We start from the raw sequence: 11,017 nt of genomic DNA on the forward strand, positions 1-11,017 counted from the left end.
TGGTGCAGCATGCACATGGGATGCAACGCATCCGATGGCTAACGTGGGCGCAACCATTCCCCCACTCCTGAAGGACGCTCATGGCTCGCTTGGCTCACGCAGACGACTTCGCCCTCTCCCGCGTCACCCCCGATGCACAGAAGCCGTGGTTCGGCATCGCCGTGCAGCGCTTCGGCCAGGTCTCCGCACTCTCGCAGTTCCTGCTCGGTGCGACCCTCGGTTACAGCATGACGTTCGGCGAAGCCGCGCTCGCACTGCTGCTCGGCTCGATCATCCTCGAGGTGATCATGTGCATCGTCGGCATCATCGGCCAGAAGGAGGGCCTCAACACCGCCCTCCTCGCGCGGTGGACGGGCTTCGGCGAGATCGGCGCCTCGCTCGTCGGCCTCGCGATCGGCATCAGCCTCATCGGATGGTTCGGAATCCAGAGCGCCATCTCGGCCGAGTCGCTCGACGCGCTCATGCCCGGGGTCATGCCCGCATGGTCGTGGAGCCTCATCTTCGGCCTCGCCGTGACCGCGATCGTCGCGTTCGGGTTCAAGGGCATGCAGTGGCTCGCGAACATCACCGTGCCCCTCTTCCTGATCCTCGTCGGCTGGTCGGTGATCAGCGAGCTCGCCCAGCACGACCTCGGTGAGCTGCTCACCGGCCCGGCGCCCGGCCCTGCCATGAGCGTCTGGACCGGCACCGGCATCGTCGCCGGCGGCCTCATCGTCGGAGCGATCATCACGGCCGACATGACCCGGTTCAACCGCTCGCCCGCCGATGTGGTCAAGCAGACGGTCGTGGGCGTGAGCCTCGGTGAATTCGTGATCGGGCTCGCCGGCGTGCTGCTCGCGCATGCCGCGGCATCGGGCAACATCGTCGCCATCGTCACCTCGTCGATCGGCTTCATCGGCCTCATCATCGTGATCACCGGCACGCTGAAGATCAACGACTGGAACCTCTACTCCTCGACCCTCGGTCTCGTGAACTTCATCTCGACCGCCTTCAACCGCAATCTGCACCGCGTCACCACGACGATCGTGCTCGGTGTCGTGGGCTCGGTGCTGGCCGCGGTCGGCATCCTCGGGCAGTTCACCGAGTTCCTCATCATCCTCGGTGTCGCCTTCCCGCCCATCGCCGGCATCATGGTCGCCGAGTACTTCGTGGTGAAGCGCTGGCGCGGTGAACTCGACGCCACGCGCGCAACCGGCAGACTGCCCGCGACCGCTCCCCGCCTGGTGCCGGCCACCATCGTGATCTGGCTCGCCTCGGCGCTCGTCGGCTACTTCGTCACGTGGGGCATCCCTCCCGTGCTCTCCCTCGTCGTCTCGATGGTGCTCTACATCGTGGCCGGCAAGCTCGGCTGGGTGAAGGGCATCGGCACGGCGCGCACCCATCAGGTCGAGGAGTCGGTCGAAGAGGTCTCGGCCTAGCCCGCGCCCGCCCGCGCACCACGAACTCTGCACCCCGCACCACCAGAAAGCGAGAATCATGCATATCGGCATCGACGTCGGCGGCACCAACACCGACGCAGTGCTCATGGACGGCACGCGAGTCCTCGCCGGCGTCAAGCACTCCACCACTCCGGATGTCACGAGCGGCATCGTGCAGGCGATCGAAGACCTTCGATCGGGCCACGCGTTCGCCGGAGCCGACATCGATGCGGTCATGATCGGCACGACCCACTTCATCAACGCCCTCGTGCAGGCGAAGCGACTCGCACCAACGGCGGCACTCCGGCTCGGGCTGCCCGCGACGAAGGCGCTGCCACCGCTCGTGGACTGGCCGGAGGCCCTCGTAGCTGCGATCAGCGCGAGGAGCTACCTCGCCCACGGCGGGTACGAATTCGACGGGCGCCCGATCTCTCCGCTCGACCCCGACGAGCTGCGTGCCCACGCTGCCGACATGAAGGCAGCCGGCATCCGTTCAGTGGCCGTCTCGTCGGTGTTCAGCCCGGTGAACCACGATCTCGAGGTCGAGGCCGGGCGCATCATCGCCGAGGAGTTGGGACCAGACGTCGCGATCTCGCTCTCGCACGAGATCGGACGCATCGGGCTGCTCGAGCGCGAGAACGCGACGATCATCAACGCAGCGCTGCGCGAGCTCGCCGCCGAGATCGTCGACGGCCTGAGCACCGCGGTGCGGAAGCAGGGCATCGAGGCGCCCATCTTCCTCAGCCAGAACGACGGCACGCTGATGGACGAGGACTATGTGCGCCTCTACCCGGTTGCGACGTTCGCCTCCGGCCCGACGAACTCGATGCGTGGCGCCGCCCTGACGAGCGGGCTCGAGACCTGCGCCGTCGTCGATGTGGGCGGCACGACCGCCGACATCGGTCTGCTCATCAACGGATTCCCGCGCGAGACCTCGAATGAAGTCAAGGTGGCCGGCATCCGCACGAACTTCCGCATGCCCGACGTGCTCTCGCTCGGCATCGGCGGCGGCAGCATCGTCGACATCGAGACCGGCGAGGTCGGGCCGGAGTCGGTGGGCTACCGCCTCACGAGCGAGGCGCTGGTCTTCGGCGGCTCGACGCTCACGGCGACCGATATCGCGGTCGCCGCGGGGCGCGCCGACATCGGCGACCCGTCGAAGGTCGCGCACCTCGACCCGGCGCTCGTGCAGCGAGTGCTCGCACGCATCGCCGAGCGGGTCGCCGAAGCCGTCGACCGCATGCGCACCTCGCCGGAGCCGATTCCGGTCGTCGCCGTCGGCGGCGGCTCCATCCTGCTGCCCGATGAGCTGACGCTCTTCGGAACGGTGCACCGGCCGGAGAACTACGCGGTCGCCAATGCGATCGGCGCCTCGATCGCCCAGGTCGGCGGTGAGATCGACAAGGTGTACGCGATCGAGCCGGGCCGACGCGACGCGGCGCTGGCCGAAGTTCGCGCCGAAGCGATCGACAAGGCGATCGCCGCGGGCGCCTCCCCGAAGACGGTCACGATCGTCGACTTCGACGAGGTGCCGATCCCCTACCTGCCCGGCAACGCGACGCGCATCCGCGTGAAAGCGGTCGGCGACCTCGACATGGGGGTGTGAGATGAGCTGGACGATCAGCGCCGAGCAGATTCCCGATCTCGCGCGTGGGGCGGCAGTGCTCGGCACGGGTGGCGGCGGCGATCCGTACATCGGCGCCCTCCTCGCCACGCAGGCCCTGCGCGAGCACGGCGACGTCACGGTCGTCTCGCTCGACGAGGTGCCCGAGAACGCCGTCGTACTGACGGTGGCCATGATGGGCGCCCCCACCGTGATGGTCGAGAAGCTGCCGAGCCTCGACGAGGTCACCGCGCCGGTGCACGCGCTCGGCACGTATCTCGGCCGGCCGGTGACCCACATCGCCTGCGCAGAGGTGGGGGGCGTGAACTCGACGATCCCGATCGCCGCCGCTGCGGCCCTCGGCCTGCCGCTCCTCGACGCCGACGGAATGGGGCGCGCGTTCCCCGAACTGCAGATGGTGCTGCCGACCCTCTACGGAGTCACGGCATCGCCGCTCGCGTTCAGCGACGAGAAGGGCAACATCGGCGTGCTGCAGACCGTCGACAACAGCTGGACCGAACGCATCGCACGGGTCGCCTGTGTCGAGATGGGGTGCTCGATCATGATCTCGGGGTTCCCGATGTCGGGCCTGCAGGCCCGCGAAGCACTCGTGCCCGGTTCGCTCAGCCAGTGCGTCGAGATCGGCCGCACGATCACGACCGCCCGCGACGACAAGGCCGACCCGGTCGACCGCACGGTGCGCCTGCTCGGCGGCCGTGAGCTCTTCGCGGGCAAGGTCGTCGACGTGCAGCGGGCGACCACCACCGGGTTCGCGCGGGGTCGCGCACGCATCGAGAGCGCGGATGCCTCGGTGACGCTCTCGTTCCAGAACGAACACCTGATCGCCGAATCCGACGGTACGGTCCTCGCGACGACGCCCGACCTGATCATGGTGCTCGATCACGATTCCGGCGAGCCGATCACGACCGAGGCCCTCCGCTACGGCCAGCGAGTTCGCGTGATCAGCGCGCCGAGCGACGAGCGCTGGCACTCCGCCGAGGCGCTGGCGATGGTGGGGCCGGGGTACTTCGGCTACGACCTGCCCGCGCACCGCTTCGACGGCACCGTCGACGCGGTTGCCGCGGCATCCCTCGAAGGCGCCGCATGAGCTGGCAGTTGACCGCCGCCGACCTGCCCGACCTGGCACGTGGCGCGACCCTGCTCGGCACCGGCGGCGGCGGCGACCCGTACATCGGCAAGATGCTCGTCGAGCGGGTGCTCGGCGACGGGTCGATCACGATCCTCGACCCCGATGAGCTCGCCGACGACCTCTTCGTGATCCCGACCGCCCAGATGGGGGCGCCGACGGTGATGATCGAGAAGATTCCGGCCGGCACGGAGCCGACGCTCGCCCTGCGCACGCTCGAAGACCATCTCGGCCGGCGGGCCGATGCCACCATGCCGATCGAGTGCGGCGGCATCAACTCGATGATCCCCCTGATCGTCGCGGCCGAGACCGGCCTGCCGGTCGTCGATGCCGACGGCATGGGACGCGCCTTCCCCGGGCTCTCGATGGAGACGTTCGCGGTGTACGGCGTCCACGGCTCCCCGCTCGCCCTGGCCGGTGAGCGGGGTGAGCGGGTGATCATCGACACCGGAGACGATGACCGGCAGATGGAATGGCTCGCCCGTGGCATCACCATCCGTCTCGGCGGCGTCGGGCACATCGCCGAGTACGCCATGAGCGGCGCCGACGTGAAGCGCACCGCGGTGCCCCGCACGATCTCGATGGCGCTCGACCTGGGTCGCGCCATCCGGCTCGCGCGCGAGTCGCACCGATCGCCGTTCGATGCCATCGCCGAGACCCTCGCGCCGACGCTCTACTCGCACGTGCGCGAGCTGTTCGTCGGCAAGGTGACCGACGTCGAGCGACGCACGACGGATGGGTTCGCGAAGGGTCGTGCCGAGATCTCCTCGCTCGATCCGGGGAGCGCGGAGCGTTTCGAGATCTCGTTCCAGAACGAGAACCTCGTCGCACGACAAGACGGCGTCGTCGTCGCGATCGTGCCCGACCTCATCTGCGTCGTCGATCACGAATCGGCCGAGCCCATCACGACCGAGGGCCTGCGCTACGGCCAGCGCGTGCGGGTGCTCGGCATCTCGACACCCGAGATGATGCGCACACCCGCCGCCCTGGCGGCGTTCGGCCCGACGGCGTTCGGACTGAACGAGCCCTTCGTGCCCGTGGAGTCGCGCGCCTAGGCTGGCGGCATGGCGAGAACCCTCGAACGCGCGCAGCTGCCGGCGCTCGCGCGCGGGTACTCCTTGCTCGGTTCGGGCGGAGGAGGGGCGACGACCATGCTCGAGCTCGCCCTGGCCGGCGCCGACGACTGGCCGATCACGCTGTACGACCTCGACGAGCTCGACCCGATGCTGCCGTGCCTCGGCGCGGCCTTCGTCGGCTCGACGATGCTGCTGGGCGAGCGTCTTCCCGGCGACACTCCGTTCGCCCCGCTCATCGCGGCCGCTGAGCGCTGGCTCGGGCATCGGGTGCCGGTCGTCTGCTCGCTCGAAGGCGGAGGCCTGAACGGGCTCACTCCCCTGACGCTCGCGCACGAGCGCATCCTCGTCGACGCCGATCTCACGGGGCGTGCCGTGCCCGGTCTCGACCAGATGTCATTGCTCGTCGACCAGGTGCCCGGCGTGATCGCCACGTGCGACACGGGAGCCGGCGGCGTGATGCTCGTGCAGACCGGCCGCCCGGTCGACCTCGAGCGGGTCATCCGTTCCGCCATCATCCAGGCCGGCGGGGCAGGCGGCACCGTCTTCGCCGGCTTCACCGTGGGCGACCTCACCGAGCACGCCATGCACGGCGGCACCGTTCGGGCGTTGCAGCTCGGGCTGGCCTTCGATGCAGCGGCATCCGCGCCCCTGACCGAGCTCGCTGCCGCGCTCGGCGGCCGGGTGCTCGGCCACGGACGCGTCACGGCCATCGCGCCCGACGCCGGCGATCCGCATGTCAATTCGATCGAGATCGGCGGAGCCGGCGGCGAGGTGCATCGCCTCATCACGCGATCCGAGACGCTCGCTTTCATGACCGACGGGCGCCTCGCGGCGGCGGCTCCGACCATCATCGTCGTGCTCGATGCCATCTCACGCGACATCCTCGAGGCGACTGAGCTCACCATGGCGCGAACGATCTCGGTTCTCGAGCTGCCCGCGCCGGAATGGTGGTCGGCGTCGAACGACCGCCTGCGACGCGTCGTTCCCTCCGCGTACGGCATCGCCGAACTCGACGGAGTGGAGACGTGAGCGAACAGCTTCGATTGAGCGCGCTGCTCGCACACCCGGCGAACGGCGGCCTACGCGTCGTGGCCGGTCCGGGCGACGCCGCGTGGAGCGACGTCGTGATCGAAACGGCCGAAGCCGAACTCCCGGCGGCAGGCGGCGACCGCCTCGCGATCCTCACCGCACCACCGCCGGGCACCCCGTGGCAGCAGGATGCCCTGGTCCGTCGGACTCGCGATCGTGGATTCCGAGCACTCGCGGTGCCGAATGCCGACGGATTCGGCGCCGGCACCCGCACGCTGGCCGGCCGACTGCACCTCGCCCTCTTGCACGTCGACAAGCCCATGGTGCTCGCGAAGGCCTGCTGGCAGTTGCTCGAGGCCCGCGATGCGCTCACCCTGAGCTATGTGCGCAAGGTGGCGCAATCGATCGAATACCACGCCGACGGCCTCGCCGATCTGTTGCGACACCTCAGCTCGAGTGTCGGCCACGGCATCGCCCTCGTCGACACCGAAGGCGTGCTGCTCGAATCGGGTGGCCATCTCGATGCGGCCGTCCACTCCGCCATCGACTTCGCACCGTGGGTGGATGTCGCACGGGCCGGCACCGGCACCGCGGCATCCGTGCGCGTCGACAGCCCGAGTCGAGCGGGCCTGCGCATCGCATTCTTCGGCGACGGTCTCAGCGACCCGCAATTGAGCGCGCTCGCGGTCGCGGCGGAGGTCGCGATGCCGGCCGTCGCGGCGCGGATCCTCATCGACGAGGTGGCCGAGGTGAGCGACGCCTCGGTCTCGTCGGCGGTGCTGCGGGATTTCGTCGACCTGCGGGGAGCCGCCGATCCCGAAGTGGAGCGGCGCATGCTCGAACGGGGCTGGCGCACCACGGGGTACCACCTCGCCTTCCGTGTCATCGGCCGCTCTCGCGTCGACACGTTCCAGTTGCTCCGTTTCGTGACGCACGAGCTCGGCGCGATCGCGGCCGACTCGCACGCGACGACGAGCGGGCGCGGGGTCAGCGGCTGGCTGACCTTCACCGAGCCGCCGACCGCACAGCAGGTCGAACTGCACGTCACCTCCCTTCGCGAGCTGCACATCGCGGCTCGACGCGACTTCAACGTCGCCACCGGCGTCGGGTCCATCGAGGCGGGCGCTCTCGGGCTCACGACATCGCTCAGCGAAGCGTCGGATGCCGCCCGCATCGCGGTCGACCGCTCGACGACGGGTTGGTTCGTTCGCGTCGACGGTCTCGGGCTCGAGCAGTTGCTGCTCGCGTGGACCGGCAACGACACTTTCGTGCCCGCGGCGAAGTCGCTGCTCGCGCCGCTGCAGTCGGGAGGTGGCGAGCTGCTCACCACACTGTCGGCGTATCTCGACCACGAGTCCGGTATCGCCGCGACGGCCGCAGCGCTCGGGCTGCATCGCAACACGGTGGCCACTCGCGTGCAGCGCGCACAGGAGTTGCTCGGTGTGGACATGGCCGACCCCGAGGTGCGCCTCGCCCTGCATCTCGCCTGCCGGGCCGTTCGCAGCTGAGAGCGCTGATGGCTGCACGACGTGCAGGCTCGCCGCACTCTCGTGCACTGCTGCTCAGTCGACGGCGTCGGTCTCGAGCCTTCGCGGCCCGGCCCCGGCATTGCCGAGGGCGTCATCGGGGTTCAGCAGGCCGCACGCCTTCATCGAGAGGCATCCGCAGCCGATGCATCCCGTCAACTCCCGCTCGAGCCGCTCGATGCCGAGGCGTCGCTCTTCGAGGCGGCGCTTCCACCGGCGCGACGCGCGCTGCCAGTCATCGTGGCTCGGAGTGGTGTCGAGCGGCACGTTCTCGAACGCCGAGTGCACGTCGGAGAGCGGAATGCCGAGGCGTTTGGCGACCGCGATGAGCGAGACCCTGCGCAGCATGTGACGGGGGTAGCGTCGCTGGTTTCCGCCCGTGCGATGCGACGCGATGAGCCCGAGGTCTTCGTAGAACCGCAACGCCGAGGGCGCCACACCCGTGCGGCGACTCATCTCGCCGACCGTCAGCAGTTCATCAGGTGCGTGCCGTGCACTCTCGAGCCGATCCGCTTCGTGTGCGTCATGCTGCGACATCCGTGCCCTCTCGCTTTGACCTCAAGGCTACTTGAGGTTTCTGCTCATCGAGGACGGAGTCACCAGCGCAGATCCCCTGCATCGTCCCGGAACGTGCCGGTCGGTCCATCGGCGTCGAGAGTCGCCAGGCGCACGACGGCCCGGGCGCTCTCCTCTGCCGGCCTTCCGCCCGCGAACGCCGCGGTCATGTCAGTGGCGGTGTAACCGGGCTCGAGGGCGTTGAACCTGATGCCCTGCTGGGACTTGGCGTACTGGAGCGTCAGCATGGTCGCCGCCGCCTTGGACGCGGCGTAGACCGCGTTCGTCAGGTGGAACTCGACTCGGTCGGGGTTGGTCACCGCCCAGAACGACCCCGCGCTGCTCGAGACGGTGACCACGTTCGGGTTCGATGACTTGCGCAGCAGGGGCAACGCCGCTTCCGTGACCCGTCCGATTCCCACCACGTTGGTGTCGAAGGCCCGTAGAGCAGTCGGACCATCGGCACCGATCTCTTGGATGCCCGCGTTGTGCACCAGAATGTCGAGGCGGGCTTCGACCGAGTCGATCGTCGCCAGCGCACGGCTCACCAGAGCGTCGTCGGTCACGTCGAGCTCCACGAACCGCGCGCCGAGTGTCGCCGCGGCCCTCTCGCCCCGTTCGACATCGCGTGCGCCGACGTAGACGACGTGGCCCAGTTCCACGAGCTGTCTGGCGGTCTCGAAGCCGATGCCCTTGTTGGCCCCGGTGATCAGTGCGATGCTCATGCGCTCTTTCCTCCTGAAATACGTGGCCCGAACGGACCGTTGGAAACGTTATGAGCGATCGCGCAGGCCAACGAGAGCCCCCTCGAACCTGGGGTGCAGCAGGGCCCCCTCTCGGCCGCGCCGCCCGTCCTGCAGAGCCATACGGTGGTCATATGCGCGAAACGACGAATGCCCTCGGTGCGTTTCTGCGCGCCCGGCGCGAGCTGGTCACGCCTCGCCAGGCGGGGATCCCCGACGCAGGTGCGCGGCGTGTGCCCGGGCTGCGTCGAGAGGAGGTCGCCATGCTCGCCGGCATCAGCGCCGACTACTACCTGCGGTTGGAGCGCGGCCGTGATCGCAACCCATCGGCACAGGTGCTCGAGGCGATCGCCCGTGTACTCCAGCTCGACGATGACCATGTCGCCCACCTGCGAACGCTGGTTGCGGAATCGCCCAGGCAGCGCCGACGCCGACCGCGCAAGGAGACCGCACCGGCCGGCGTGGTCAAGCTCGTGGACTCCCTCGTTCAGCCCGCCTTCGTCGAAGGACGGTATTTCGACATCCTGGCCTCCAACGCCCTTGCACGAGCGATCTCGCCCCGCCTCGCGGTCGGGGGAAATCAGCTGCGCGACCTGTTCCTGGAGCCGGCGGAGCAGGCGCTGCACCCTGGCTGGGAAGACGTCACGGAATGCCTCGTCGCAAGCTTGCGACAGGCGGTGGGCAACGAGATCGACGATCCTCGCTTCATCGAACTGACCGGTGAGCTGTCTCTGGCAAGCCCTCGGTTCCGCCAGCTCTGGGCGCGCCATGAAGTACGGGGACAGCGCGGCACGCCACTCCGAATCGATCACCCGCAGGTCGGGGAGCTGACGCTGAACCGCGAGCGGTTGAGCATCGGCGGGGCCGAGGGCCTGACGCTCGTCGTGTATCACCCCGACGCCGGATCCAGCGATGCAGACAAACTCGCCGTGCTGGCTTCCGCGCACCTCCCCGCCCCGTCGGCTCACATCCGACTCCAGGAGTCCCGCGCATGACGACCATCGGGATCATCGGCGCCGGCGAAGTGGGAAGCCAGATCGCACGCGCGGCGATCGCCAACTCGTACGAGATCGTCATCGCGAATTCCCGCGGACCGGAAACCCTGAACGGTCTCATCGACGAGCTGGGTCGGCGGGCGCGTGCCGCATCTGCTGCGGATGCCGCGGCGGCGGGAGATTTCGTGATCATCGCCGTGCCCCTCAGTCGTGTCAACGACATGCCGGCCGCCGAGCTCGCGGGCAAGATCGTGCTCGACACGAACAACTACATGAGCTGGCGCGACGGCCATTTCGTCAGGGTCGACTCCGGCGAGACGACTGTCCACGAGTTGCGCCAGGAGCAGCTCCCCGCGTCGAAGGTCGCCAAGGCGTTCACGCACATCCAGGCCCCGAGCCTGCTCTCCACGAGCCGCCCCGCAGGCGACCCTGCCCGGCGCGCGTTGTCGGTCTCGAGCGACTTTCCCGAAGCGGTCGAACTCGTCACGAGGCTGTACGACCAGTTCGGATTCGACACGGTCGACAACAGCCCGTTGAGCGAATCGTGGCGTTCTGCTCCGGGGCAACCCGCGTGGATCGATCACGCCCGGCAGAATCGCGAAGAACTCGCGCTCAATCTGCGAAGGGCCGTGCCCGTCTTCCCGACGTGATGCGACATCCGCGCCCTCGTTTTGACTTCAAGGCTACTTGAGGTTTTACGGTAGAAGCATGCGAGAGATGAACCGGGTGATCCAGCCGTGACCTACGTGATCGCCCTCCCGTGCGTCGATGTCAAAGACAAGGCGTGCATCGACGAGTGCCCGGTCGACTGCATCTACGAGGGCGAACGTTCGCTCTACATCCACCCCGACGAGTGCGTCGACTGCGGGGCCTGCGAGCCCGTGTGCCCCGTCGAGGCGATCTACTACGAAGACGACCTTCCCGA

At 68.7% G+C, this 11,017-nt stretch carries 11 protein-coding genes; 9 read left to right on the plus strand and 2 right to left on the minus strand.

Translation table 11 applies throughout. The features are described 5' to 3' along the window. Nucleotides 1-80 precede the first annotated feature (80 nt). Genes H521_RS0112670 through H521_RS0112695 form a run of 6 tightly spaced genes read left to right on the plus strand, consistent with a single transcriptional unit; the run spans nucleotide 81 to nucleotide 7,781 of the window. On the plus strand, nucleotides 81-1,418 hold the full coding sequence (locus H521_RS0112670; protein ID WP_022893397.1) for a purine-cytosine permease family protein: 1,338 nt from the start codon (nucleotides 81-83) through the stop codon (nucleotides 1,416-1,418). Nucleotides 1,419-1,476: 58 nt separating this feature from the next. Next, on the plus strand, nucleotides 1,477-3,024 hold the full coding sequence (locus tag H521_RS0112675) for a hydantoinase/oxoprolinase N-terminal domain-containing protein (protein ID WP_022893398.1): 1,548 nt from the start codon (nucleotides 1,477-1,479) through the stop codon (nucleotides 3,022-3,024). 1 nt (nucleotide 3,025) lies between these two features. Beyond that, the gene (locus tag H521_RS23185) at nucleotides 3,026-4,129 is read left to right on the plus strand and encodes an S-methyl thiohydantoin desulfurase family protein (protein WP_022893399.1); all 1,104 of its coding nucleotides are present in this window, start codon (nucleotides 3,026-3,028) and stop codon (nucleotides 4,127-4,129) included. Further along, nucleotides 4,126-5,223, plus strand: a complete 1,098-nt coding sequence (locus H521_RS0112685) for an S-methyl thiohydantoin desulfurase family protein (RefSeq protein ID WP_022893400.1) — start codon at nucleotides 4,126-4,128, stop codon at nucleotides 5,221-5,223. Before H521_RS23185 ends, H521_RS0112685 begins: the two co-directional genes overlap by 4 nt. 9 nt (nucleotides 5,224-5,232) lie before the next feature. After that, nucleotides 5,233-6,273, plus strand: coding sequence for an S-methyl thiohydantoin desulfurase domain-containing protein (locus tag H521_RS0112690; RefSeq protein ID WP_022893401.1), 1,041 nt, complete (start codon nucleotides 5,233-5,235; stop codon nucleotides 6,271-6,273). Beyond that, the gene (locus H521_RS0112695) at nucleotides 6,270-7,781 is read left to right on the plus strand and encodes a PucR family transcriptional regulator (RefSeq protein ID WP_022893402.1); all 1,512 of its coding nucleotides are present in this window, start codon (nucleotides 6,270-6,272) and stop codon (nucleotides 7,779-7,781) included. The genes H521_RS0112690 and H521_RS0112695 overlap by 4 nt, the downstream gene beginning before the upstream one ends. 54 nt (nucleotides 7,782-7,835) lie before the next feature. Here H521_RS0112695 and soxR read toward each other — a convergent pair whose 3' ends face one another. After that, the gene (gene soxR, locus H521_RS23190) at nucleotides 7,836-8,336 is read right to left on the minus strand and encodes a redox-sensitive transcriptional activator SoxR (RefSeq protein ID WP_022893403.1); all 501 of its coding nucleotides are present in this window, start codon (nucleotides 8,334-8,336) and stop codon (nucleotides 7,836-7,838) included. A 59-nt stretch (nucleotides 8,337-8,395) separates the two neighbouring features. Beyond that, on the minus strand, nucleotides 8,396-9,079 hold the full coding sequence (locus tag H521_RS0112705; RefSeq protein WP_022893404.1) for an SDR family NAD(P)-dependent oxidoreductase: 684 nt from the start codon (nucleotides 9,077-9,079) through the stop codon (nucleotides 8,396-8,398). 152 nt (nucleotides 9,080-9,231) lie between these two features. On the opposite strand from H521_RS0112705, the gene H521_RS0112710 reads away from it, so the two are divergent. The 3 genes from H521_RS0112710 to fdxA form a co-directional block, all read left to right on the plus strand. Beyond that, nucleotides 9,232-10,092: a helix-turn-helix domain-containing protein gene (locus H521_RS0112710; RefSeq protein ID WP_022893405.1), complete on the plus strand. Its 861-nt coding sequence runs from the start codon at nucleotides 9,232-9,234 to the stop codon at nucleotides 10,090-10,092. Continuing rightward, nucleotides 10,089-10,742 (plus strand): NADPH-dependent F420 reductase, encoded by a 654-nt coding sequence (locus tag H521_RS0112715; RefSeq protein WP_022893406.1) that lies wholly within the window; start codon nucleotides 10,089-10,091, stop codon nucleotides 10,740-10,742. The genes H521_RS0112710 and H521_RS0112715 overlap by 4 nt, the downstream gene beginning before the upstream one ends. 87 nt (nucleotides 10,743-10,829) lie before the next feature. Next, a partial coding sequence (fdxA, locus tag H521_RS0112720) for a ferredoxin (RefSeq protein WP_022893407.1) occupies nucleotides 10,830-11,017 on the plus strand: 188 nt, incomplete at its 3' end.

The sequence above is a fragment of the Agromyces subbeticus DSM 16689 genome, from assembly GCF_000421565.1.
Classification (GTDB): domain Bacteria; phylum Actinomycetota; class Actinomycetes; order Actinomycetales; family Microbacteriaceae; genus Agromyces; species Agromyces subbeticus.